The organism is Neochlamydia sp. AcF65 (assembly GCF_018342435.1).
Classification (GTDB): domain Bacteria; phylum Chlamydiota; class Chlamydiia; order Chlamydiales; family Parachlamydiaceae; genus Neochlamydia.
The window spans coordinates 61,055-87,190 of record NZ_JAEMUE010000063.1 but is presented as its reverse complement, the minus strand read 5'-3'; the positions used below and the strand labels follow the sequence as shown (position 1 = coordinate 87,190).

Below are 26,136 nucleotides of genomic sequence, written 5' to 3'. Positions count from 1 at the left end.
TATGTGCGGAATATTTGCTTATATAGGTTTTAGAAACTCGCTTGAAATAGCTTTAGAGGGACTAAAGAAAATTGAATACCGTGGCTATGACTCTGCGGGCGTTGCGGGTATCAAAGAGGGACGGATTGCATCTTGCAAAGAACTAGGCAAAATATCGGCTCTGGAGAAAGAGCTGCAAGCTTGTAATTTTTGTTTAGCAGACGCTGCGATTGCGCAAACACGTTGGGCTACCCATGGAGTGCCTAGCAAGATTAATGCTCATCCCCATTTTGATACGTCACATTCCTTGGCTGTTGTGCATAATGGAATTATTGAAAATCATGAGAGCTTAAAGCAAGATTTGATTAAAAAAGGGGCTCGCTTTGTTTCTGAGACAGATACCGAAGTGGTTGCTCATCTAATTGGTAGCTTTTACCAAGGGGATTTTCTGCAGGCTGTTCAGCAAGCCTCACATTTGCTAAAAGGAGCTTTTGCTCTTGCAATTATTCATAAAGATCATCCCCATCAAATCATTGCTATCGCTCAAGAATGTCCTCTAGTGATGGGTATAGGTAACAATGAAGTTTTTATTTCTTCAGACTCTAATGCTTTTTTAAATTTTACTCAGGATGTAGTTTATCTAACTAACTCTGAAATCGCGGTGGTTAGCCATAAAGAGGTAAGGATATACAATTCTGCAGGAGATGAGGTTGAAAAAAAGATTGAACGCTTGCCTGTAACAGCTAGTGATGCTCATAAAGGCCATTTTGAACATTATACTCTTAAGGAAATTAACGAGCAGCCTCAGGCCATCTTCAACGCCCTGGAAGGACGTTTTTCCGAGGAATATGGCACAGCAGTTTTTGCGGAGTTAGAGCTGGATCTGACAGAACTTTTAGCCGCCCAGCGCATTTTAATTTTAGGCTGTGGCACCTCATGGAATGCTGGTTATGTGGCTTCTTACATGATCGAGGAAAAAGCACGTATCCCTGTTGAAGTGGAAATTTCGTCTGAATTTCGTTATAAAAATCCTATAATTCTTCCCCATACTTTAGTAATTGCCATCAGCCAATCTGGAGAAACAGCAGATACTATAGCAGCCGTCAGAGAGATTAAAGCTAAAGGTGGAAAAGTAATCGCACTCTGTAATGTCGCAGGTTCCACATTGGCAAGAGAGGCAGATGCAACTCTTTTTTTAAAGTGCGGTCCTGAAATTGGTGTGTGTTCCACTAAAGCCTTCACAAGTCAATTAGTTGTGCTTGCTTTATTGACCTTAAGGATGGCTAGGATGCGGCATCTAGGAAAAAATGAGGGGCAAGAATTTTTAAAAGCTTTACGGGTTTTACCCGAGCAAATTCAGTTAGTATTGGATAATGCTTATTATATAGAAAACGTCGCTAAAAAATATGCTCAGTATGAAAATTTTTTCTTTCTGGGGCGGCGCTATATGTATCCTACAGCTTTAGAAGGAGCTCTTAAGCTGAAAGAAATTTCCTACATTAATGCCAACGGTTATCCAGCAGGAGAAATAAAGCATGGACCTATTGCTTTAATTAATAGCCATTGTCCTACCGTAGCTCTTTGTCCTAATAAAACTACCTACGGTAAGCTATTGAGCAATTTGATGGAAGTAAAGGCGCGTAAAGGCCCTATTATAGCTATTGCTGAAGAAGGGGAAGATAGCTTGAAAGGAGTAGCGGATGATATTATACGCATACCCCCTACGATGGATGAACTAGCGAGCATTCCGGTTACTGTAGTTAATCAATTACTAGCTTATTATATTGCACGAGAAAGAGGGACAGATATTGATCAGCCCCGTAATTTAGCTAAATCGGTTACTGTTGAATAATTGAAAGCCTTTGTGGCTACCTTCTTGAAGCCTATTTAAGCTAGTATTAAATTATTTTTACATTTTAAAATTTAATTTTCTTGGCTCTTCGAAGGCTTTTATAGTAAAAAAAATTTAATAAAAAAAGAATTTATTGTTTTTATTCCAAATTTTTCAGAATTCCCAAAACCATAGGCTTTTCTTTTAATAAGCTTAATTTTTTTGTTAACTCCTTCCACACCCCTTACTCTCTTATTAAAATCATTCAATATGTTTCCTTCCCAATTTAGTAAAGTCTTTCCAAATTTGCAATATCCTGTGGCTTTATGTCTAACTGTATTTAACACCCATGCGGACAGTTCCTCGCTGCCTGTTTGCTTATTATCATTTAAATCATTAAATAAGCTTCTAAACGGTTCTTTAAGCTTATGAATGTAATCTCACTGATAAACTTTTTTGATTAGCTCGGTGAGTTGCGCGAAGTTGCTTGAATTTGATTGGCTATAAAATGCCTGGATTCTTCAAACCTAGTGGAAGAAGGATCAAGGGATAAAGAAATTGCAAAGCCAGAATGTTTTTTTGTTTTTTTCGCGCTTGGCTAAGCTGCCTACTATAAAAATCGATTAATCGGTCAGAACTTATAAAGCAAATTTTGGCAAAGTGTGGCTAAAATAATCGTTCATTAGTATAAACAATTTTCCTTCAAAAAAGCAATGGATTGGGCATGAATCAGTTGATATTTAAAGTAGACTATTGAATTTTAGAAAATGAAAGACTATATCTTTACAATAAATCAAAAAAATTTAAATTTAGGGTAAATAATATGACCTACTTTCTTTAATTCCTAATATAAGAATACCTGAAGAAGTGCAATTAAAAATTTTTAGCTTTCTAGATGAAAAAGAATTAACGATGGCAGCCCTTGTTAATAAACATTGGCAGCGAATGACCCAAGATCCTTCTTTATGACGGCCTATTTGCCAACGACGCTGGAAAAACCTTAGCCACTCTTCTTTCTCAAGGAAAAAACTGGCGAAAAATCTGTAAGAAAAGGGTGCGGATGTCAAAAACGATGAGGCTAACGAAAGGCGAATATTCAAATTTTTTTGATGGGTCTAGATTATTTAATGTTTGAAATGTTCTATTGAATTTTAACTATTAAATCACTAGTATTTTATAATAAATAAAAACAAATTTAAAGTTATGGTAAATAACGTGACCCCGCTTTCTTTAATTCCTCATATAAGAATACCTGAAGAAGTGCAATTAAAGATTCTTAGTCTTCTAGATGAAAAAGATTTACCGATGGCAGCCCTTGTTAATAAACATTGGCAGCGAATGACCCAAGATCCTTCTTTATGGCGGCCTATTTGCCAACGACGCTGGAAAAACCTTAGCTATTCTTCTTCTCCAGGGAAAAACTGGCGAAAAATCTATAAGAAAAGAGTGCAGATGGCGCAAACGATGAGGCTAACGAAAGGCGAGCATTCAAAAAATGAATGCAAACAGACTATTTACAAATTACCTAATTTTTCAGGAAAAATTCTTGCGCTTAAAAGAGAAAAACAATTCGCTTTTATAAAAGCTACAGCAGGTACAGCGCAAATCTATCATCTGGGCGAAAAAAGTTGTCAGCTAGTGTATGAGAATGTAAAAGAGGAAAGTTCTCGCCTGATTCATTATCAAGAAGGCCATATTATTCAAGTGACGCAAGAGGGGCAGCTCTATCGTTGGAAAGTTAATGAGGCTTTTCCCCAAACTTCTCTCTGTTACCTTGGAAACTTTGAAAATGCTTACTTGGCTCAAAACCATTTATTTTTAGTTAATCCTCATCAAACGCAATTTAAAATTGTGGATGTACGCACAGGCTTAAGCTACCATAAAAGCACCTGTGCACCGATTAGTTTTATCCTCTGCCGAAATAATCAAGCTTTAATCCACTGTCTAGATGGCAGCCTTTACTTTATTAAGGATATAGAAAACTCTTTTTCTATGAACTTGATAGCCTTAGAAGGCACTTTTAAAATTCCTCTTAATCAAGAACTCTGCCAGTTTGATGAAGAGCGCGTCATTGTTTTATGTGAAAATGATTTACACAGAAGAGGCCATGTATGGGATGCTTCTAATGGGAAAAAAAAGGTAGAATTTACCTTGGAACCTCGACCTATGGAAAAACGTTGGGACACGAAGTCAGTTCTAACAACCTGTAGTTATGATGGCAAGCGCTTAGCAGTAGGACTAAGTATAGGTTTTGTTTTAACTTATAATTTTGATGATGGAAATTTTTTAACTCAATCAAATCTAGGCTGCTTAGCGCCTGTGCGTTTTCTTGCCTTAGATGAAAACTATTTCCTTGCCTCTACTTTTCATCCTGAATTCAAATGCTTCAAACTTTATCAACATACTCCTATTATAGAGTGTTGCGGAGCATTCTGGCCTTTGCCGCCTAGAGAATATCCATTGGTAGATTCTAATACTATCCATGCTAGCTACGATGGCCGCAAACTACTCTTTTGTGATGAACATGGATGGCTGCATCTATGGGACTTTGCTCATTTACAAGGAAAGGAGCCTGTTTTAGTCGCTCCTCCCGATGCTTAGGAAAGCTATTTGTTTACCTGAAGCGTTTGGCTAATTAAAATAGATTGCAACTGTTCATAAGAGCGATAAGAGGAATATTTTCCTTGCATTATTTCTTGGCTAAGCTTCTCGGTGAGTTGAGAAGTTGATTGAAGCTGCTTATCTATAAAATGTCTAGATTCTTCGAGCTTAGCGAAAGAAGAGGGGTCAATGGGGGAAGAAATTGAAGAGCCGAAATATGTTTTTATGTAGGCTAAACGGTTTCTAAATTCTGCTTGTATGAGTCGATCGTCTGGAGCTCTTAGTGCAGCTCTTTTCTCCTGTAAAGCTGAAAGGCTTTCCTTATCTTTTTTTAATTTTTCCCGAACTTTCCCCAGCTCCTCAGACATTTTTTGATAGCTTTTATGCTTTTTTTCTATTCCCGGAAAATGTGGTGAAGTTGGGTCCATTGAAAGAATCCAATCCTCCTGCGTGGTAAGTTCATATTCCTTCAGCTTGTTAACAAATTTTCTAGTGACCTCTTCTTTCTGATGTATGGCGCTTTCAAGACGCTGAATTTTTTCGTCTATCGGTCCATAAATTTCTTTTTGTTGCTGTTGATAGACTTCATATTTATTTCTGAATGCTTGGAAATCCTGCGGAAAACTTGCAAGCAATCCTTTCATGTCTTCTAAATTAGGAATGACAAGGGGAAGAGAGTGAGAATCATTTAAGGTAGAAATGCTATCTAATAACTCAGGGATAAGTAGAGCTAAAAAATTATTTATGTTTTCAAGATTCTTAAACTTTTCGTCCAGAGAAGCTCCCGCTTTAGTTGTTAAGTAGAGATTATTATCCCAAAGGAGCTTATTAAATGCTTGCATGCTTTGTTCTAAATCTTTAAGCGTGTTGAGTTTTTCATCGGTCTGCATTAAGCTTTGAACCAATTCTCTTTCAATTTCTCTACCTACATGCACTGTAGCCGCTATCGGCGTCAAGCTTGTTCCTGATGAAACAAGTCGTAATTGTTCTCTGGCAAAATTACGAACATTTCTTTCAATGATATCATCTACTCTGTTAAGGGTAGCGGGAGCTATTATGGTATGATTATTTAAATAGTAAAATTTACTTTGTTCATTGAATAAGGAACGGGAAAGAGGCTCGGGAAAAAATTTGCTCCATAATTTGTTAACGGCTTCCTCTGCTCCTACCTTCTTATCTATAATTTGCTTTAAAGTTTCTTGAAGATCTTCTCCAGGGATGCCAAGAGCCAATAATTTTAAGATTAAAGGAGAAGAAATATTTTCTTTTTCCTCTCTTTCTTGGCGCGCAGCTACAAGGACTTCTCGCTTTAATTTTTCTAAGTAATTGTCTTTAATTTCTGGAAACAATGAATGATGGCAAGCCTCTGTACCATGCCTCTCAGAACCCTGATGGAGTTGAAATTTTGCTCCATGGGTTTCAATGTGACTTCGCGATTGAAAGAAAGTTACCGATAGATGAAAAAAAAGTAGTAACCGTGCTTCAGCATGCATCTTCACAGCAGAGGATAATTCACTAGCTGGGGTGCCCTCTTGTCCATTATTATACCTATCCATCTCCTTTATCAGCTGTTGAAGATGAGAAAATTTAAGCCAATCCTCTTGCCTGGCCGTCCTAGTTAAGCTAGGAATGAGTTCATGGACATTGAGGACAACTTGACGGTTAGTGGCAGGGTTGCTATCTAAAGGACCTGCAGGTCTGAGTTGCAAAGAAAAAATTTCTTTAGCAAAATGAAAAATTGCCAAAGAATCTTTATCCCCTTCTTCCATTCTCAGGTAAGTATAAAGATGAGCTTTAAACTGCGGATTTGCTTCAATTTCTTCCTTAACTCGATTTACAAAAAGTGTAGTTACTCTTTTGTTTAATTGTTTCTCTTCTCCTTTCTCTTCATCTTCTCTAGCCCTTTTTAAGTTCTTTATCTGTAAAAACTCAGAAGATGAAGAAGAATTAGGACCTATAGGATTATTCATCAGACGCTCCTTTTTCTTATATGGAATTAGATTTTTAGTGATTCGCTCTAGGTAGTGCAATTTTCATGCCAATTGCTTGAGGAGAGAGAAAATGCTCTTCGAAAGGAGAAGGTTAAAAGAGGTCTAAAGATGATCAATTCCCCTTAAGCTTCCACGCTTTAAAGGAGAGAAAAAGTTGCTTAATGAGGAGTAGGAAAAAGAGCTTAAGGAGGGCTTAAATATTAATCTAGCTACTTTATTAGCCAATTTAATCACCTCTTATGAGGCGAGTAGCCACTGGAAGATCCTAGCGTATGCAAAGATCTTAAGGGGGGATAAGATAACCTAAGAAAAAATATATTTTTAAGATCTATAGCGAAGGAAAACAAAAAAAGCATTTTCCTTATTAAGAGATTAATAGAGTACTCTTTAGGTTTTAAGGAGGGAAAATAGATAGAATATGCCAGGCTTGTTTTCTTTATTTTCTCTAGCTGGGTTGTTGATTTTAACGCTAAAGGAATAGAGTTTATCAAAGGAAAAAAGATAAAAGGTGAACAGTATCGTAAAAGAGACCGACGAAAAATAAAGTTAAGATAACCGGTGGTTACATTAGCTTTTTGTAAAGCGGAGCATAAAAGGCACTTGCGATCTAGCTTATTGTCCTGGTGAGGCCCTTCTATGCGATAGGGCCAAAGCTGGGGGCAACGTTCGGGCAAGAGAGGAATGCTTTAAAGTTTCTAAAGAAAAATTGGGGCAGGGAAGGCTTGAAGGCGACAAGCTACACAAGCTAGTATCTACATATAGCGCTTCGTTATTTAACATTAACTTTTTTTATAGCCTCCGCTATGCTTTCAATCCGTCAAATGAAAAAAAATTTTCCTAGAGTTCATATGAAATACCTTCTAAAAATATAAAATTTCATTCAATTGTAGATTTCTTAGGAATTATTGCTTTTATGGCTTCTATCTTGAATTTTTGAAAGTTCCTCTCTATACTCGCACCTAATTTAACTTATTTAAGAAGATGAGCCCATGAACAATACTGCAAGTTTACTTAAAGGCGCCTTATTAGTAGCAGGAACCTCTATCGGAGGGGGAATGCTTGCTCTACCCGTAGCCACAAGCTTAGGCGGCTTCGTTCCCTCTTTACTTACTTATTTTTTTTGTTGGGTTTTCATGGCCTGTACTGGCTTATTATTCCTTGAAGTTTCTACTTGGATGAAGGGGGAAGCTAATATTGTGACTATGGCCTACACTACTTTGGGAAGTTTAGGCAAATGGGCAGCATGGATCATTTATCTATTTTTATTTTACTGCCTCAATTTAGCTTATATAGTAGGGTGTGGAAATCTGGTTTCTCAGCTCTTAGTCAATATTGTTCCTGCTCATTATGGCTCTTTGCTGTTCGTGCTTTTATTTAGCCCTTTTGTTTATGCTGGCGCTCAAGTAATTAGCCATTTAAATATCATGCTCATGGGTGGATTAGCTATGTTTTATGCTGCTTTTGTGATGCTAGGAGCTCCCCATGTAAACTCCCAACATCTATTCTATCAAGACTGGTCCCTAGCCGTTGTAGGTTTGCCTATTGCTTTTACTGCATTTGCCTACCAAGGAATTATCCCTACTTTAGTGCAATATATGCATAGCGATATACGTTTAACACGCTTAGCTATTTTGATAGGTAGTTTTATTCCCTTGATAACTTATATGATTTGGCAGTGGTTAATTCAAGGTATTGTGCCGACTTTCGGCTCAGGAGGATTAATAGAGACCCTACAAAAAGGAGAAAATGCTGTAGTTCCGCTTAAGCATTTTTTAGGCACTCCTGCTGTCTATATCATTGGCCAATTTTTTGCTTTTTTTGCTTTAGTAACTTCATTTTTTGGGGTGACTTTAGGATTGCTAGATTTTCTTGCCGATGGATTGCAATTAAAAAAGAACAGCGCAAATAAACTCTTTATTTGCTTAGCTATTTTTGTTCCCCCTCTATTGATTTCCTATAGCCATCCTCATATTTTTTTAGAAGCCTTAGATTATGCCGGAGGATATGGTTGTGCTCTTTTGTTGGGCTTATTACCTGTCTTAATGGTGTGGGTAGGACGGTATGTGCGTGGATTTAAAGGAGCGTATATTTTTCCGGGTGGGCGTATAGCTTTGGTTTTTCTCTTTATGTTTGTCCTATTTGAAATAGCCTGTGAAAGCTATATTAAGTTTATAAAATGAAAGCTAGATATTAGCATTTTTTTAAATGCTTTCCTTAACTTTTAAGGATGATGAGAAGAGGGATAGCGGTAAGAGCGCTGAGGCGTAAGTTTAGAGGGATCATAAGGAGGAGTGCGAGCAGTAGGCTGGCGCCCATGGCGCCTTGGGCGCCGTGGTTGAGTGTAGGAATAGATTTTTAAATTTTTGCCTATGCGGTCATACGCTTCCGAAGGATAAGGAATAAAAAAAGAAAGGAAGGATAATAGATAAACTAATCTTCTATTTTTCATTTAGCCCTTTTTAAATTAAGATGGCTTTCTAGTTGATTTTTGCTACTCTTATTAATTCCAAGAACGACGATTATCGTTCTTTTTAATAGGAAAAACGGCTTTCAAGACGTCTCTCATAGGGAGCAGGATAGCTTGGATTGAGATAAATCGAATAGCTAGAGGGGTAATAATAGGATGAGGAAGGCCCTCTATAATAGTCATAGTAATAGGGATAGGAGGCTCCAAAGCCCAGCCCAATTCCTAATCCGCCATAGTAATAATAATTATTTCCTCCTCCATGCCTATGATCATGATGTTTTTCATCCCTATCATGGCGTCCACCTTTATGGTGCCCATTCCTACCCCCATGCTTTCCTTGAGCTATCAGCAAATTGTCTTTCAATTTTTGAGGCTCATCAGCTTGTAAAGTAGAAGAAATACCCATAGATAGAGAGAAAAAAGCAATAAGAAAGCCATATCTTTTGTACATACAATCTCCCGGTTTATTAGCTATTCAAGTTCTTAAGACACCAACTAAAAAGTTTTTATAAATTAATCTCTAGACTGTTAATCAAATCCACTTATGTTTCCTGTTTTTCTGCTAAAGCTGCTTTTGAGATAGGATTACTTTGTACCTTGCAAGTACTAGCCATAGCTGCTAAATTTTCCTAGAAATCCAAGGCTTAAGCTTTTTATAATAAACCCTCAAGGGAGAGCTTATTGACTTAATATTCTAAGAACTTTAGGGGCCTGCTGCGCTTTTTTTCTTAAAAAAGCTTTAAAAGAAACCTTTTACTCAATAGAAGAACTTTAAAATAAAAGGAAAAACTTTTCAATTTATCGCATGTTTTTCTCCAAATCCCTGGCTAACCAAGTGTTTCAACTGAATTTCAAAGGCTTAAAATGGTGTTAGATTTTTGGTTGGTGCCATGCTCTTCTATTCGTATTTATTTAAAAGTATTTCCAAAACCCAAGAATTAGCTAGGTTCCCTAATTGAAGAAAATCTAGCTAGCTTTATCCTTTATTTAAAATTAAGTGTTTCTCTTTACTATTTTCTTAAAGCTAAATTGAAGCTAAAATTTAAGCGTGTAGTTTTTTAATTTTCTTTTTTTAATCAACTCTTTTGGCTTAAAGAATGTTAAATATCTTTTTAATTTTATTCATATTTTAACGGGTGTAGCCCAACAAAGGGATGAAAAGGGATTGGATTTACTAACCGCTCTTTCCAGCATTTTTTCCCTCTATAAATGAGCAGGCATCCTTTCCTAATCATTTTAAAATTGCCTAGCAAGGATTTATAATAGCTAAGCCAAGTGATATAAAAAATTACCCACCTATATTTAAATTAACATTAATTCCATTATCCCAGTAGTAATTAGGATGATAGTAATAATAGGGATAACCATTATAATAATAGGGATAGGTAACAGAAGTATCGCTATAGACGAAGCCTGGATTATACCAGGGATCTACTACATATACATTGCTATGTCCATGCTCATGATGCCAACGATGATCTTCATGATGATGCTCCCATCCATGATCTTGTTTTCCATGAAAGCCCTCATAAGAATGATGTCTTTCTTCCTTAACGCCTCCATGGTCACTCCCACTGTGTGCAAACAATCTAAGAGATGAAATAGCAAGCGCGGCGCTCAAAATTGTGACGCGAATTAAGCTTTTTTTCATAATTAATCTCCCCTTTAACTTATAATTTCTTTTAACGATTTTGTGAGTTTTGAACAAGAAGGTAATGGAGGAGAATGTAAAAATATTTTATTATGCTTGCTTTCAAACATATAGAATATAAGAAAGCCTGCTTTCCGGAAATTATGAAAAGCTAAAGAAAAGAAAAAATTAATTTTCTTTGAGATTTGATAAGTTTAAATTTTGCTTAGGTAGAGGTGATTTTTCAATTGAATGACTTTAATATATAGATCTGAGTTTATAAACTTTTTATTCATCAAACAGCGCTTTTACAAAGCTTTCAGCATTAAAAGGCTCAAAATCTTCTACTCCCTCACCAAAGCCTATATATTTAATAGGAATACCAAGCTGTTGTTGAATGCTAATAGCAATTCCCCCTCTTGCTGTTCCATCAACTTTAGTAAGAATCAAACCAGTAATAGGGGTATGCTTATGAAAAATAGTAGCCTGATCGATTGCATTTTGTCCTGTCGTCGCATCAAGAACCAAAAGAATTTCCTGAGGGGTGCTATTTTGCACTTTATGGCAGGATCTTTTGATCTTTTCAAGCTCTTGCATAAGATTAGCTTTGGTATGTAGCCTTCCAGCAGTATCAATGATTAATATATCTGCTCCTCTTGCTTTGGCTGCTGTTACCGCATCAAAAGCAACTGAGGCAGGGTCACTTTTGGCAGCTCCTTTAACAATGTGAATATTTAAGAGCTGTGCCCAGCGCTCCAACTGTTCGACTGCAGCAGCGCGAAAGGTATCAGCTGCGGCGAGTAAGACTTTCTTACCTTGGCTATGGTAGAACTTGGCGAGCTTAGCAGCTGAAGTGGTTTTACCATTTCCATTAACTCCTACAATTAGAATAACATGAGGGGTAGAGGAATCCATAGTTGAGACAGAAAGGGAAGGGCTCTTAAGGCTTTGGACAATGTCTTGTTGAATTTCTTTGACTAAATCTTCCGGTTTTAAAAGTGGATGGCTGATGTGTAACTGGCGAATTTTCTCGGTTAAAGTTGCGGACATTTTAACCCCTAAATCCGCTTCATACAAAGTACGTTCTATTTGCTCTAAGGTTTCCTCATTGAGGGGTTTGCTAAAAAGAGCTTTAAGCTTATGTCCTAATACAGCACTTGTCTTGGATAAGGCTTTTTTTAATTTAGTATAGCTGCCTTTTAAAAAATTTAAAATCATAAAAGTTTTTTGTAAATTTAGGTTAAGTAGAAAAAAAGTATACCACATCAGGCTTGAAGATTAAAAAGAAAAAATAGGTTAAGTGCTGTGAGGTGGAGGGGAGTGATGATGAATCTTCATGCCTTTCAATCTTAAAAAAATATTGGCTAGCTTAGCCCTTCTTGTAATGGCCTTTAATTAAGCAAGGGGAATAACGGGCGATATGATCTTAAAATAGATGAAATGATTAAAGGGCAAGTTTAAGGATTAAAGCAAGAGAAGTAGGAAGAGTTCCATATTAGGGAGTAAAGTTTTGCAGTTGGTGGAGGCAATATTTAAAAAATTTTATACCTTCTTTGCTCAACTTAAGCATCGCTGCTAAAGCAAGGATTTAAGACATTTTCTCTTTCTTTTATAAAGTTATAGTTTATTGAGAAAAAAGTTAGGAAGAAGGAGGCTACTCATAGTAAGCGAAAATGGGGCAGGGAAGCAAGGAAGAGACTGCCTAAACGAATGAAAATTTAGGAAAATAAATTTGTAGCCCTAACTTTTGGCCCATTGGGTCTTCTCTTAGGAGAAATAGGCGACTACAATTCTAGTGGCACAAAAGGAAGGGCTGCTGATAAGATAAAACAGATGGAAAGCTCAAAAAATATAATTCAACAAGGTGTCTTAAAAAGAAGCAAAAGGCATAAAAGAAATAATGGTTACTATTCCTGGAAAAATTCCTCTACGTATTTATCCTTTTTTTTGGATTTTAACTTTGATTATCGGCTGGTTAAACAGTTTTTCAGAAATAACATCTATCCATGCAGTTTTAATTAAAACTGTGCTATGGGTCATCGTTATTACGTTTTCCATTATTGTGCATGAATATGGGCATGCTTTATCCGCGCTTGCTTTTGGCCAACGTTCTACTATAGAGCTTACTGGCTTAGGAGGAGCAACTTATCGAACAGGCCCTAAGCTTAAGCTATGGCAAGAATTTATCATTGTCCTTGCAGGTCCGCTTGCTGGCTTTGCTTTAGCAGGAGGCACTTATCTATTTTTAAATAGATGGAGTGAACATTCTTCCCATCTAGGAATCTTTGCTTTGGAAATCTGTTTCTATGTCAATACCTTTTGGACAATAGTTAATCTGCTACCTGTGCAACCTCTAGATGGAGGACGGCTTTTAAGTATAATTTTAGAAGGCTTATTAGGCCTGCGAGGAATCAAAATTGCCTCTTTTATAAGCATTCTTATTGCTGCAGGTGTAGGTTTATTCTTTTTTGCAGTGCAAGCCACTTTAGCAGGATCTTTGTTTTTAATTTTAGCTTTTGAAAGCTATCGTTCCTGGCAAAGCACGTTATCGATGCAAGCGCAAGATCAAAACGATGAGATTAAAGATTTATTAAAAGCTGCAGAAGAAGACCTCCAAGAAGGAAGGAAGCAAGAAGCTTTCGAGAAATTTAAAACTGTTCGCAACAGGACACAATCAGGTGTTTTATATAGGCAGGCTACCTACCATGAGGCCCTTTTATTAAATGAAAAAGGAGACTATAAAGCAGCCTATGAAATTCTTTATCCTCTTAAAAATAAATTTCATCTGCCTATTTGGCAGTTATTGCAAGATTTAGCTTATCATAATCAAGATTGGAAAGAGGCTATTCAATTAGGTAATCGAATATTTAGTGAGGCCCCTAGCTACCAGACTGCTCTTACCAATGCCCTCAGCTATGCTCAGCTAGGTTTGTCTAAACCTGCCGTAGGATGGTTAGAATCGGCTTTTAGGCAGGGGATGCCTTATAAGACTCCCATCCTTTCTAAAAGTGAATTTGATTCTATCCGCCCCAGTAGCGCTTTCCAAAATTTATTAAAAAATTGCCTTAATGAATTAAACTGAATTTTTTTATAACAATAATTGTAAAAAGATGAGTTTTTTTATCTTTTATTACTTGTTTTGTTTATAGGCGTTAATTATAATTATTTATTTATTAACAATAAAACTTGGATGAGCCATGATTCCCCCTTCTGTAGGAGCAACCCCCCATATACCTCTTTCCCTTAAAATAGAGGAAAAAGAGAATTCCAAAAGTAGAGCTATACAGATATGCCAAGAAAAATATCCTAGTGACTTTAAGCAAAAAAAAATCATTGCCCTGGCCATCGTGATTGGAACCCTATCTTTAACGCTTCTTTCTGTGGTAGGTTCAATCGTAGCTGCCCTCACCTTAGCTTCTCCTTTAGGAATTGTTTTATTAGTAGCTACTCCTTTAGCTATTGTAGGAATAGGCTTGCTTATCAAAAAAATAGATGACAAAACTCTTTATTGGTCGAGGGGAGTAGCTAATGGCCTTATCGAGAAAAAAGCTAAAGAGGAAAAGGAAGCAAGGGAAAAAGAAAAAGATAACGCTTGCAAAGTGGCAGTATCTAAGAATAATTAAATTTAGCTTTCAGCTTTCCTGTTTACCTAAGAAATAGCTCCCTCTTTGGCCTAAGATGTATGGTTTCTTAGCTGCTTATCTGCAATTGCTTGCCGACTTCTATCTTTTCTTAAGATGATCCATCTGTTTTTAATTTAAATAGGCTATTTAGCTAGCTGCGGAGGTTATTTATCTGATAGCTAGGAAGTTTTTTCTATCTTTTTATTTTTTTAACTTCTATTTTTTTTAGGAAATGGAGCTTTTCTTTACCGAAATTAAAAGAATTTGCTATAAGAGTGCTGTTTCTAAATTAAACCCGGTGGAGAAGAACCCATGAAATTAAAATTAGTTTCTATCTTATTGTATACGATGATGCCTATGTTAGCTACAGCAGCACCTGCAGCTGATCAATCAGCTGTTACAGAGGAAAAAGTTCCTTTCAATTTACATAGCAATCCTGATACAACAGATGTATTTGCTATTCCCTTAGACTCTAGCGAAGCCGAGCTAGATGGAGAAGAAGAAGAACTACAAGAACTTCAGAAATATGATGTAAAGAAAAATTAAGCCTTTCAGAAGAAGTGCGAAGCTATCATTAGCTTCGCACTTAATTATCTCCCTTATTTTACCCATAAAGAAATAAAACGAGTTGTATTTCCTTGCTTAACCAGCAGAAGGACTGGTTTATTGCTATCGTGGGTATCCAAGAGCTTGTTAAACTGATCCAGACTGCTAACAGGCTGTTGATCAAGGCTTAAGATTAAGGTTCCTTTTTTTAGGCCTGTCCATGCCGCAGCGCTATTAGGTAAAATCTTTGAGATCACCACACCTTTTTGATCACCATATCCTAAAGAGCGGGAAAGCTCAGGTGTAAGTTCTTGCACTTCAATACCTAATTTGTTTTCTTTTTGCGTTAAGCTAGAAGTTTTTTCTCCTAAGCTAGGCATCCTGCCAACTTCTAGAGTGAGGGTAAAAGGTGGTATATCTTTACGCTGAAGGGTAAGAGTTAATTTGCTGCCTGGCTTCATTAAGCCAATCGCATTCCTTAGCTCTCCAATAGTGTTAAATGAACGATCATTATATTGGAGAATGACATCACCTTGTTTAATACCAGCTTTTTCTGCCGGTGAATCTTTACTTACCTCTGCTACAAGAGCTCCTTGAGGTTTTTCTAAGCCTAACGCTTTGGCAAGATCTTTGTCGACTATTTGCAAAGCCACCCCTATAAAGCCATTGGAGATGGTTCCACTTTCTAAAATTTGTTCAAAATCATTTTTAATGATGTTGCTAGGGATTGCAAAGCCAATACCCATATGGCCACTACCATTTCTTGAGATAATAGCTGTATTCATGCCAATCACCTCACTCTTTAGATTCAAAAGAGGACCTCCAGAATTACCACGATTAACAGCAGCATCTATTTGAATAAAATCTTCAATTTGAGCAATATCGAGGTTATTCCGACCTTTAGCGCTTACCACGCCCACAGTTAAACTAGCCTCTAAACCTAAAGGGGCACCAATAGCCACAGCCCATTGGCCTACTTTAATCTCATCCGAGTTGGCTAGCTTAAGGTAGGGTAAATCTTGGGCATCAATTTTTAATACTGCCACATCGGTGCTAGGATCTTGTCCAATAATAATAGCCGTAAAGCTTCTTTTATCATTAAGAATGACCTCTATTTCAGTAGCTTTATTGACAACATGGCTATTGGTAATAATATAGCCATCAGGGGAGACAATAAAGCCGGAGCCTTGATTAATTTCTAGTTCAGGTAAGGGCTCAGGATAAAGAGGAGCGCCAAAAAAAGGCTGAAAAGGTTGAAAAAACTCATCATTAAAGAAATTGCTGCTGGGGGGGAAAAAACTTTTTGTTTTAACTTGAATAGAAACGACAGCAGGAATTGCTTGGTCAGCAATTTGCGTAAAATCTTGTAAAAGAACATTTGAACTGATTTCTTTAGAACTTAAAAGAGACCTCTGGCTAAAAATTAAGGAAAAACATACCAGGGTCAATAAACCATGTTTAATTAGATGCATAATTACCTTCCTAATTGGCTAAAAATTCAAGAGTTCGTGCAATAATTAAATAACCTTTTTCTAATCGATCGATTCCAAAATGCTCGTTAGGAGCATGAATTTGATCATCAGGCAAGCCCAATCCCATGAGAACAACCTCGCTTTGGCTGGCTTCAGAAAGCTGCTGGATGATCGGTATGGATCCTCCCGAGTATGTAAAAGCACATGAAGTCTTATACACCTCCTCATAAGCTTTAGCGAAAGCTTGTACACATTTAGATGAAGGCTCTATTCTTACTGCCTTGCCTCCGCCTGCATGGATATGAACTTTCACTTCCACGCCTTCCGGAGCTTTTTGTTCAATAAAATTAGCAATTTTTTTAGCAGTTTCCTCGGGAGATTGGTGCGGGACTAACCGACACGATAGCTTAGCTATAGCTTGAGAAGGAATGACAGTTTTAAAGCCTTCTCCTGCATATCCTCCTGAGATTCCGTTAATTTCTATTGTCGGTCTAAGCCAGCTTCTTTCTAAGGGTGTATAGTTTTTTTCTCCTCCGGTAGGCTTAGCTCCAAAAGTAAAGAAATAGTCTTGTTCGTCAAAATCAAAAGTAATTCTTTCTTTTTCCTCTGGGCTAAGCTCCTGCACATCTTTGTAAAAGTCAGGAATTCTTATACGACCTGCGGGGTCTCTTAGCTGCGCTAAAATATCTACAAGCGCATGCAGGGGATTATAAGCTATTCCTCCATATGAACCTGAATGTAGATCGGTCTTAGCACCTTTAACTTCCACATCCATGGTCACAATTCCTCTAACTCCTAAGGTAACCGCAGGAGCTGTAGGATGGCGAAGTCCTAAGTCCACAATGGCAAGATAGTCTGCTTGAAGTTCTTTCTTTTTATATGCCAATAGTCCTGAAAGCCCCAAGCTGCCACATTCTTCTTCTCCTTCGATGCAAAATTTAACATTAATTGGCAATTTTCCATCAATATTCATAAGAGCTTTGATGGCAAAAAGTGTGTAAAAACATTGGCCTTTATTATCTTGAGCTCCACGCGCATAGACTTCTCCGTGGCGAATAGTAGGCTCAAAAGGGGATGTGTGCCATGCCTCTAGGGGATCAATAGGTTGAACATCATAATGATTGTAAATTAATAAGGTAGGCTGGGAAGGGCCGGCCTTCATGTAAGAGGCAAATATGACAGGATGTCCTTTAGTAGGCCAAATTTCAGCCTCAAAACCTATATTTTTAAGATAGCTCATCACCCATTGGGCGCAGGCTTCCATCTGAGAGGTATAGCCTATCTCTGAGCTAATACTTTGAAAACGTAAAAAAGCAAAATATTCTTCCAAAGCAATTTTTTCCTGCTTTTTATAATAGTCCTGCAAAACATGCAGGGAAGGGAAAGAGTTTTGCATCAATTGACCTCTTGATAAATGTTGAATGAAACTTAAGAAAGATCTATACCATTGCGCATGTTTTTCTCTCAATAAAAGTTCCCAAAGCGTATAAATTACGGCTTAATGAACGGTTCTATAAGTTAATCGTGAGATAAAGCAGGAAGATTAAAGCCGTGAGGAAAAGGGCAACATAGATTAAAAGAGCTTTTTTTACTTTACGATGATGCTGCTCGATTAACAGCGGGCTTAGTAGGCAAGACTTCAAAAACTCTACCCTTTCTTTGATACTGTAATGATGCCAGTTGGGAGTGGCATATCCTCCATTAGCATAGGCTACAGCTTCTAAAGCATTAATCATAGACTCTAAAGGTAAACCGACTTTAAAGACATGTAAGTCTGCTTGTCTTTCAAAAAGCCTAGAGAAGAAGCCAAACACACCGCGAAAATAGCCTAAGATAATAAGAGCATAAAAAGAAAAAAACTTGAGCAGGTTGAAAAAATTTCCTGCGGCAGAAAGAGGCCAAGCCTTTTCTTGCCCTAGAAAGTAGGACAATGGGGCGGAGAAAAAATAAAAAAATATACCGGTAAGTGGAAGGAGACCACTTAAAATAAAGGGATAAAACAATAAATGGCGATGAGTATTATGGCCGATTTCATGGGCTAGGATGGCTTCAATGCTTTCTGTTGAAAGTTCTTTTAAAAGTCGCTCTGTGAACATAACATAGCGGAAAGGAGATATGATTCCCATAATACCCGCGGTCAGTTGATCGTGCATTACTGTCCATGTTCTCATGCCTGCATGTTTAAATTCCGCTTTTTGACAAACTATTGCTAAGCGATCATTTAGCGCTCCTGCTGGTAAGGGGTTGCATTTCCAAATTTTTTGAAGGAAATAGGGAAGGAAAATGAATAGCAAGATAGCTATGAGGACACTGAAAGAGGCAGACATCCATTCAAGAGTTTTTGTAGAAACCTGCGGGCCTAGTAGCGCGCTAAAAATATCTAACGCTAAGGTAATGATAACGAAGGGAAGGAAAAAGGGAACCAATAGCTTTAGCTGCCGTTGAGCGTAATAAAAACGTGTCTCGGAGATATTGTAAGAATAAAACTTCACAAATGAAAGAGCATGAAAAAGCCCTAGCCCTCCTAAATATAGGCCAAGTTCCCACAGAACGTTAAGAAAATGCATGTTTTGCATAAAGGGAATCATATGAAACAGGCGGCCAGCATCTAAGATATATTGATAAACGCTAAGGTAGGCTAACAATTCTATATTTATAATGAAGAGAATAAAGTTCGGTTTTCTTTTAAACAACTTCTTTAAAAGAGGATATTGGAAAAAGAAGGTACTGCATAGTCCTATATAAAGAAGCAGGGATATGCCAAAAGCATCCCAGACAGATTTAATTGCTGGCGCTGAAGTTTCTGGTAAACTATTCATTAGTAGGAGAGCTAAAATTAAGAAAAAAACATGGGTAAACATACGAATGAATTATAAGAGCCCCTTCCACAATTAATCAACCTTACTTTTTTGATGCTACTCTCTTCTTAATAAGAGAGAACGAAAAATTAAGAAAATTTCTGAAAAAGGTTTAGCAGTTGTCTTCGCAAATTATTCAATACAAGTTCTTTTTTTCTCTACTTACATGCCTAGCTTGATGGTTAAAACTTTTTAACTATCTATAGCCAGAGTAAGCTTACCATCCTTATAGCTATGTAGCAATCAAGAAACTCTATTTCTTGATTTAACTATTTAAGCTCTTTGATAGAACTTAAAAAACATCTAACTTAAGGAATTTAACTTACTTTTTTATAAAAGCCCTATTATAAATTTATAGAAGGGGATGATTATTTCTTTAAACTAGAAAGCATAAAGGCAAGCAAGATGGCTTAAAAGGAAAAAGATGGGTTAATAAAAAGATTTTTTTTCAAATTAAGCTAGCCACTCTATTCTTAAGAAGGAGAGAAAAGCCTTTTTCTTCTCTTTTATTATAAGTTTAGGCCTATCTTCATATTTTTCTTAAAGAGAATAACGCAATCTTCTAATTTGCTTGCGGAGAATGGATATCTTTGTGCATGAGTATAAAACTTTTATTTTTGACCAAGACTTTTATTTTTGACCAAGTATGGTTTACTCTAAAGTTTTGAATTCAGTCGGCCTTTATATTATTTCATTTTGAAAAAAGAAATTTTTCTTTATAATTTTCTTATTATACTGGGGCAATTATATGAAAAATAAAGTTTTGATTAAAGTTTTTGCCTCCATTTTTTTAGCTGTAGGTGCTGGCTTTTGGTCAGGAGCAGATAAAGCGCTGGGGGGAGTGCCTTTTGTCCAGCTGTACAACTTAATAGGTCAACTATTTCTGAATGCTCTCACCTTAGTAGTCGTACCTTTAGTATCCTCCTCAATCATTGTAGGGGCTGCTCGCATGGGAAGTGAAGGGGTATTAGGGACTTTAGGCTATAAAACTTTTAGTTATTTCATTTTAACTATGGTGCTAGCTGTAGGGGTAGGATTGACTTGCGTTATGCTCATCAAGCCAGGCATAGGTCAGCCATTAGAAGAGTTAAAGAGTAGCCATCCTCAAGCAAGCAAATTAGTAGAACTTCATGCTCAAGGGCAAGGTGGAAGTTTTCAAAAAATTGAACAGCTCCTTTTGAAGCTTGTACCTTCTAATATTTTAGCTGCTGCGTCTCAAGGGCAGATGTTAGGACTCATCTTTTTTAGTCTATTATTTGGATATTTTGCCTCTAGTATAGAGCCCTACCCCAGTCAAATTATATTGGGCTTTTGGAATGCTATCTTTCAGGTGATGATGAAAATTACTCATTTGGTCATGCGTGCTTTGCCGATCGGTGTTTTTGGTCTTGTAGCTAAAGTAGTAGCTACTACAGGAATAGAGGCTTTTCGCTCGGTAGCCTGGTTCACTTTAACATTTTTTATTGCTTTATTTATTTATGCGGGGATTGTTTTGCCGCTATTATTAAAATTTGTAGCTAAAGTTAGCCCTCTTGCTCATGTGCGCGCCATGGCTCCTGCTTTGTTAACGGCTTTTTCTACTAGTTCTTCTGCAGCTACCTTGCCTTTAACCTTAGAATGCTTAGAAAAGCGTGCCCATGTGCCGTATAGGATTTGCAGCTTTACCGTGCCGTTAGGCACCTCATTAAATCTTACAGCTTCAGCCTTATTTATTTGTGTGACCGTTTTCTTTATTGCCCAGGTTTATAGCTTGGCTTGGAGCCTCGGCTCGATTGCGACTATTTTTCTTTTAATTATTTTCTCTTCTATAGGCATGGCAGGAATACCCTCAGCTTGCCTTGTAGGAGCTATCTTGGTCTTACATACTATAGGATTGCCTGTAGATGCTATTGGCTTAGTATTAGCAGTAGAGCGCCTCTTAGATATGTGTAGAGCAGTAGTTAATGTTTTTGGGACCTCTTGCTGCGCCGTGCTAGTTGCTCGTTCTGAAAAAAAAATACTTTAGCCTCTATTCTCGACAAAGCATAGAAATTAATAAGATAAGGTTGTGATGATACCAAATAAGCAAAAAACTGTTGTTGTAGGAATGTCTGGTGGCGTGGACTCGTCTGTAGCGGCTTTGCTATTAAAGCAGCAAGGGTATCATGTAATTGGAATGTTTATGAAAAATTGGGAAGAAACCGATGAGCATGGAACTTGTAAAGCTTCTTATGAATATGAGGATGTTGTACGTGTTTGTGAGCAAATAGGCATCCCTTATTATGCGGTTAATTTTGTCAAAGAATACAAAGAAAATGTTTTCAATCAATTTTTAGAGGAGTTTAGGCAGGGGCATACACCCAACCCAGATATCTTATGTAATCGCGAGATCAAGTTTAAAACCATGTTTGAAAAGGCATTGACATTAGGTGCTGATTATCTAGCTACCGGACATTATTGCCAATCTTTTAGCCATGATGAGGAAAGCATTCTGGCAAAAGGGATAGATCCTGGTAAAGATCAAAGCTACTTCTTATATACCATCAAATCTCATGTGCTTTCTAAAATTCTTTTTCCTGTGGGCAACCTTCACAAGCCAGAGGTTCGAAAAATTGCGCGGGAGCATTGTTTAGCTACTTCTGCTAAAAAAGATAGTACGGGTATTTGCTTTATTGGTGAGCGCAATTTTAAACAATTTTTAAGTCAATATATCGCTTACAGACCTGGAAACTTCGAAACCCTTGAAGGGCAAGTCATAGGTACACATGATGGGGTGGCCTATTATACCATAGGTCAACGTAGGGGAATGGGAATTGGAGGACAAGGAGAACCCTGGTTTGTTGTCGGTAAGGATCTAGAGCGAAATGTAGTTTATATTGAGCGTGGAGCTCATCACCCGGCCCTTTTTTGTGATGAATTAATCGCTTGCGAAGCCAGCTGGGTCTCTCCTCATGGAAGGCCAACTTTGCCCTTGGCTTGCAGAGCTAAGGTGCGCTATCGGCAGACAGATCAAGCCTGTACCATTATGACAGAAACAGACAAGCAGTTAAAGGTTGTTTTTGATGTTCCTCAACGTGCCGTCACCCCTCGGCAGTCAATTGTATTCTATGAAGGTAATAAATGCTTAGGAGGAGCAATCATTCAGTCGGCAGGCATATCCTATTACCATCAGAATAAAGCCTTACCTAAGCATGTTTCTTTATAAGCCGGGTGAGCTAATTATTTTCGCCTGACTTTTCGACGTAAGCAAATCTATTAGACCTATCTTCTAAAACCAGTAGGCTAAGCCCGCTTTCATGCCATAGCCCCTAAGGCCATGTTTCTCACGAGTTAAGCTAATGTTGTAAGCAAAACCTAGATTAAGAGACCATTGTTCATGCAGGTCTTTTTCAATCAGTAGTGCATAGCTAGGACCTTTCGCATTGCTCTTACTTTTATCTGTGCCAATGCTTTTAATGGTCGTATGGCTGCGACTCCAGGCATATTGCACCATTAGGCCTGCTCGGCAGCCTTTTGCAATTCTATAAAAAACTTCGATAGAGATATAAGGTGACCAAGAGCGGAATTTTTCTTTAGCTATTAATTTAAAATCCGAGATTTTTAAGGGAATTTTAGTCTTAAGCTGAGTGTAATTAGCACCAACCGCAGGAGTAAAACACCACCTTTTAGTAGGAATGGTAAAGCCTAAGCCGCAACCTGTGGTTAACAAGGTGCCGCGATTAGATCCGTACATAAAGCCAGGTCTAATACATAACCCTTTATAGACAAGAGCATTAGCGTCTATTTTTATAGCGGGCAGGTCCATGGTTTTAACAGTTTTTCCAAAGTTTACAATATCTAAATGGACGAAAGTGGGGGCTACATCGATCTTGCCTCGGCAATCTCCTTGTAAACAAGGGAAGGTGACTATAGATAAGAAAAAGCTTAAAAGTAAGAATAAATTTTTCATCAATACATCCTATTAAAAATAGTAAACTTTTAACATAAAAGACAAAAAGTTTCTAGACTTAAATGTGCTTTCACTTTCTAGCAGTCGGGATTTTTATTCTTTAAAGTTGCCCCGGGCGTCTTTTTCGCATGCTTAGCATCCTTAAGTATTTATTTCACACAAGGGAAATTGAATACCTGCTTAGGAGGCTTAAATAGAGACTGTAAGTAGTCCTTTTAAATGATTAAAATCTTCTAATTTTGCCTAGGCATCTGCTATTCAGTTTTAATCTTGCTTCATTCAGAAGATAAGGGTTAAGGCAAAGATAAGCTTCTTAATTCTGCCAGAGGATGAGTTAAAGGGGTGTCTTCTAAGCAAAAATCTAACGTTGCTAAAGTAGTAAATAAAGTTTCTGTTTCCCATCTAATTTTGTAAGTGCTCATGGTTTTTTGTAGATTTTTATGATTAGCAACGATTAAAAGTTCATTTTTAGACGGTTTGCAGCTACGTAAATAGGGTGCCCAAGCACCTTTATTCTAGTTAAAAAGCTTGTTTGCTTCTTTTGATTGCTATAAAACCCTATCTTGAAGGCGACTCTCTAGTCTAAAACTCTTAATTTTTAGTGAGTCTTTTATCTTGGCTAGCAAAGGTATTTGGATTTTCATTTTTTTAGTCTAGCTGCCCGATGGAAATTTACATTCTCCCTTTCTAAATCTGATCTTCCTAAGTTGGCTTTAAAAATATTCATCCATTCATTAAGTTGTTCGCGAATAGAATTTAATTGCCCCAGGTCGATTACCCCTTTCTTAATTAATAAACCTTAGATACTTTACTATCAGCATGACACTTGACGAGGCAATAATGATTAGTAAAATAAAAATATGAAGTATTGTTATAGATAAAAAATAATAATACGTGTTATGATTTTTCTTTATGCGTATAAATTAATATAACTAAATTAATCAGGTAATTAAAGGTCCAGTTCTTAAACGGCCTTTATTTGTTCGATAGGTTTTTAGATCAATCGATTAAGAAAGCATGCTTGTGAATAGCTTTTTTGAAGGAAGCATGCTTTTTATAAAAGAATAAATTACAAGGATACCATGGCAATAAATTCTCTATCCAGAGCGTGCTTATCTATTAATCATAAGGCTGATTACATCCCTATCGCCAGCACGGTGGTTAATTTAGTCGATATCTTTCAAAAAGTAGTTGTCTTACCTTTAAAGGAAGAAGAAAATATATCTAAAAGCCTTTACTGTACTTACCTTAAACAGAAGACTTTTAAGCGCTGTATAATTTTGTTGATTCCCGTGTTAGGGAATATACTCGTTGGAATTTGGGATTTTACCCATCCTTGCAAAGAGAATGATAGAGACGCCCTGCATACTGCAATTCAGAAGAATGATAAGAAGGCTTTTAAAGAGGCTATCTGCAGGTTTAAAAATGATAAGGAAGCCGTTCTTATCGCTATTCAGTATGATGGCTTAGCCCTTAAGTATGCTAGTTTAAAGCTTCGAAATGATAAGCAAGTTGTTCTTGCGGCTGTTCAAAAATGTGGGCTGGCGCTTAAGTATGCTAGCAGAGAGCTACGGAACGACAAAGGAATCGCTCTTGCGGCTGTTAAGGAAGATGGTTTGGCTCTTCAGTATGCTAGCGAAGAGCAGCGGAATCACGAGGGAATCGTCTTTGCGGCTGTCCAGCAAAACGGCTTGGCGCTTCAGTATGCTAGTGAAAAACTGCGGAATCACAAGGGAATCGCTCTTGCGGCTGTTAAGGAAGATGGTTTGGCGCTTCAGTATGCTAGTGAAGAACTGCGGAATCACGAGGGAATCGTTCTTACGGCTGTTCAGCAAAACGGTTTGGCGCTCCAGTATGCTAATGAAAAACTGCGGAATCACAAGGGAATCGTCCTTACGGCTGTTCAACAAAACGGTTTGGCACTTCGGTACGTTAGTGTGGCACTGCGGAATAATAAGGAAATCGTTCTTGCGGCCGTTAAGCAAAACGGTTTGGCACTTCGGTATGTTAGTGTGGCACTGCGGAATAATAAGGGAATCGTTCTTGCGGCCGTTAAGCAAAACGGTTTGGCTCTTCGGCATGCTAGCGAAGAGCTGCAGAACCACGAGGAAATCGTTCTTGCGGCTGTCAAGCAAAACGGGCTGGCACTTAAGTATGCTAGCAAAGAGCTACGGAACCACACGGAAATCGCTCTTATGGCTGTTCAGCAAAACGGCTTGGCGCTTCGGCATGTTAACGAAGAGCTGCAGAACGACAAAGAAATCGTTCTTGCTGCTGTCCAGAAATACGGCTGGGCGCTTAAGTATGCTAGCGAAGAGCGGCGGAACGACAAGGAAATCATTCTTGCTGCTGTTCAGAAATACGGCTGGGTGCTTCAGTATAGTAGCCTAGCACTTCAAAACGACAGGGAAATCGTTCTTGCCGCTATTAAGCAATGCGGTTGCACGCTTGAATATGCTAGCGAAGAGCTACGGAACGACAAAGAAATCGTTCTTACGGCTGTTCAGCAAAATGGCTTGGCCCTTCAGTATGCTAGCGAAGAGCTGCAGAATAACAAGGAAATTGTCCTTGCTGCCGTTCAGCAAGATGGTTTAACGCTTCAGTATGCTAGCGCAGAGGTGTGGAGCGACAAGGAAATAGTCCTTGCTGCTGTTCAGCAACATGGTTGGGCCCTTTGCTATGCTAGCCAAGAGCTGCAGAACGACGAGGAAATTGTCCTTGCTGCCGTTCAGCAAAATGGCTTGGCGCTCCGACATGCTAGCCAAGAGCTGCGGAAAGGCAAAGAGATTGTCCTTGTGGCTGCTAAGAAAGACTACTTGGCGCTTGAGTATGCTAGCAAAGAGTTGTGGCGCGACAGGGAATTCGTCCTTGCGGCTGTTAAGCAATACGGTCGGGCACTTCGATATGCTAGCGAAGAGCTGCAGAACGACAAGGAAATCATTTTTGCGGCTGTTAAGCAATATGGCCGGGCACTTAAGTATGCTAGCGAAGAGCTGCAGAACCACGAGGGAATTGCCCTTGCTGCCGTCCTGCAAAACAGCCGGGCACTTAAGCATGCTAGCCACAAACTTCAAAAAGATTTAAGGCTTATAGTTAGGCAAAAACAAATAAGTTTATAGTCATGCGCTTTTGAATTACTTATTATGCAGCCCCATACTTTATAAAAGCCCTCTGTTTAACTAGTGAGAAAGCTTTTGAATATGTAGGCTA

At 37.9% G+C, this 26,136-nt stretch carries 20 protein-coding genes; 10 read left to right on the top strand and 10 right to left on the bottom strand.

All coding sequences use genetic code 11. From position 1 onward, the window contains the following. The first annotated feature begins 1 nt into the window (after nt 1). Complete coding sequence (gene glmS, locus NEOC65_RS07805; RefSeq protein WP_213156189.1) at nt 2–1,831, top strand: glutamine--fructose-6-phosphate transaminase (isomerizing); 1,830 nt, start codon at nt 2–4, stop codon at nt 1,829–1,831. A gap of 98 nt (nt 1,832–1,929) precedes the next feature. Here glmS and NEOC65_RS10045 read toward each other — a convergent pair whose 3' ends face one another. Further along, nucleotides 1,930–2,244 (bottom strand): transposase, encoded by a 315-nt coding sequence (locus NEOC65_RS10045; RefSeq protein WP_213156201.1) that lies wholly within the window; start codon nt 2,242–2,244, stop codon nt 1,930–1,932. Between the two features lie 406 nt (nt 2,245–2,650). On the opposite strand from NEOC65_RS10045, the gene NEOC65_RS10040 reads away from it, so the two are divergent. Next, nucleotides 2,651–2,779, top strand: coding sequence for an F-box protein (locus tag NEOC65_RS10040; protein ID WP_502710357.1), 129 nt, complete (start codon nt 2,651–2,653; stop codon nt 2,777–2,779). Between the two features lie 246 nt (nt 2,780–3,025). Then, on the top strand, nt 3,026–4,411 hold the full coding sequence (locus tag NEOC65_RS07790; RefSeq protein WP_213156187.1) for an F-box-like domain-containing protein: 1,386 nt from the start codon (nt 3,026–3,028) through the stop codon (nt 4,409–4,411). A gap of 5 nt (nt 4,412–4,416) precedes the next feature. On the opposite strand, the gene NEOC65_RS07785 is transcribed toward NEOC65_RS07790, so the two are convergent. Next, entirely contained in the window at nt 4,417–6,381 is a 1,965-nt protein-coding gene (locus NEOC65_RS07785; protein ID WP_213156186.1) for a hypothetical protein, read from the bottom strand. A gap of 1,010 nt (nt 6,382–7,391) precedes the next feature. Between NEOC65_RS07785 and NEOC65_RS07780 the strand changes: the two genes are divergently transcribed. Further along, nucleotides 7,392–8,582: an amino acid permease gene (locus tag NEOC65_RS07780; RefSeq protein ID WP_166156821.1), complete on the top strand. Its 1,191-nt coding sequence runs from the start codon at nt 7,392–7,394 to the stop codon at nt 8,580–8,582. Nucleotides 8,583–8,623: 41 nt separating this feature from the next. Here the strand turns inward: NEOC65_RS07780 and NEOC65_RS07775 are convergent, their stop codons facing one another. The 4 genes from NEOC65_RS07775 to ftsY form a co-directional block, all read right to left on the bottom strand. After that, nucleotides 8,624–8,851 (bottom strand): hypothetical protein, encoded by a 228-nt coding sequence (locus tag NEOC65_RS07775; RefSeq protein ID WP_166156819.1) that lies wholly within the window; start codon nt 8,849–8,851, stop codon nt 8,624–8,626. A gap of 82 nt (nt 8,852–8,933) precedes the next feature. Next, complete coding sequence (locus NEOC65_RS07770; RefSeq protein ID WP_166156816.1) at nt 8,934–9,320, bottom strand: hypothetical protein; 387 nt, start codon at nt 9,318–9,320, stop codon at nt 8,934–8,936. Between the two features lie 837 nt (nt 9,321–10,157). Next, the gene (locus NEOC65_RS07765) at nt 10,158–10,520 is read right to left on the bottom strand and encodes a hypothetical protein (protein WP_213156185.1); all 363 of its coding nucleotides are present in this window, start codon (nt 10,518–10,520) and stop codon (nt 10,158–10,160) included. Nucleotides 10,521–10,787: 267 nt separating this feature from the next. Continuing rightward, entirely contained in the window at nt 10,788–11,717 is a 930-nt protein-coding gene (gene ftsY / locus NEOC65_RS07760) for a signal recognition particle-docking protein FtsY (protein WP_213156184.1), read from the bottom strand. 682 nt (nt 11,718–12,399) lie between these two features. Between ftsY and NEOC65_RS07755 the strand changes: the two genes are divergently transcribed. From NEOC65_RS07755 to NEOC65_RS07745, 3 genes are all read left to right on the top strand, one after another. Then, on the top strand, nt 12,400–13,581 hold the full coding sequence (locus NEOC65_RS07755; protein WP_213156183.1) for a site-2 protease family protein: 1,182 nt from the start codon (nt 12,400–12,402) through the stop codon (nt 13,579–13,581). Nucleotides 13,582–13,696: 115 nt separating this feature from the next. Beyond that, entirely contained in the window at nt 13,697–14,122 is a 426-nt protein-coding gene (locus NEOC65_RS07750; protein ID WP_213152011.1) for a hypothetical protein, read from the top strand. A gap of 312 nt (nt 14,123–14,434) precedes the next feature. Beyond that, nucleotides 14,435–14,668, top strand: a complete 234-nt coding sequence (locus tag NEOC65_RS07745) for a hypothetical protein (protein ID WP_213156182.1) — start codon at nt 14,435–14,437, stop codon at nt 14,666–14,668. A gap of 53 nt (nt 14,669–14,721) precedes the next feature. On the opposite strand, the gene NEOC65_RS07740 is transcribed toward NEOC65_RS07745, so the two are convergent. Genes NEOC65_RS07740 through NEOC65_RS07730 form a run of 3 tightly spaced genes read right to left on the bottom strand, consistent with a single transcriptional unit; the run spans nt 14,722 to nt 18,728 of the window. Continuing rightward, nucleotides 14,722–16,140, bottom strand: a complete 1,419-nt coding sequence (locus tag NEOC65_RS07740; RefSeq protein WP_213156181.1) for a Do family serine endopeptidase — start codon at nt 16,138–16,140, stop codon at nt 14,722–14,724. Nucleotides 16,141–16,150: 10 nt separating this feature from the next. Next, nucleotides 16,151–17,608 carry a dipeptidase gene (locus NEOC65_RS07735; protein ID WP_249299119.1) on the bottom strand — a complete coding sequence of 486 codons (1,458 nt, stop codon included), beginning with the start codon at nt 17,606–17,608 and terminating at the stop codon, nt 16,151–16,153. Nucleotides 17,609–17,651: 43 nt separating this feature from the next. Beyond that, nucleotides 17,652–18,728: a M48 family metallopeptidase gene (locus tag NEOC65_RS07730; protein ID WP_213156180.1), complete on the bottom strand. Its 1,077-nt coding sequence runs from the start codon at nt 18,726–18,728 to the stop codon at nt 17,652–17,654. Nucleotides 18,729–19,746: 1,018 nt separating this feature from the next. Here NEOC65_RS07730 and NEOC65_RS07725 point away from each other — a divergent pair. Both NEOC65_RS07725 and mnmA read left to right on the top strand, forming a co-directional pair. Next, complete coding sequence (locus NEOC65_RS07725; RefSeq protein WP_213156179.1) at nt 19,747–21,003, top strand: dicarboxylate/amino acid:cation symporter; 1,257 nt, start codon at nt 19,747–19,749, stop codon at nt 21,001–21,003. 45 nt (nt 21,004–21,048) lie between these two features. Then, on the top strand, nt 21,049–22,182 hold the full coding sequence (gene mnmA, locus NEOC65_RS07720) for a tRNA 2-thiouridine(34) synthase MnmA (RefSeq protein ID WP_213156178.1): 1,134 nt from the start codon (nt 21,049–21,051) through the stop codon (nt 22,180–22,182). Between the two features lie 63 nt (nt 22,183–22,245). Here mnmA and NEOC65_RS07715 read toward each other — a convergent pair whose 3' ends face one another. After that, entirely contained in the window at nt 22,246–22,926 is a 681-nt protein-coding gene (locus NEOC65_RS07715) for a hypothetical protein (protein WP_166154913.1), read from the bottom strand. A 1,082-nt stretch (nt 22,927–24,008) separates the two neighbouring features. Between NEOC65_RS07715 and NEOC65_RS07710 the strand changes: the two genes are divergently transcribed. Then, nucleotides 24,009–26,045 (top strand): DUF4116 domain-containing protein, encoded by a 2,037-nt coding sequence (locus tag NEOC65_RS07710; protein WP_213156177.1) that lies wholly within the window; start codon nt 24,009–24,011, stop codon nt 26,043–26,045. Nucleotides 26,046–26,136 lie beyond the last annotated feature (91 nt).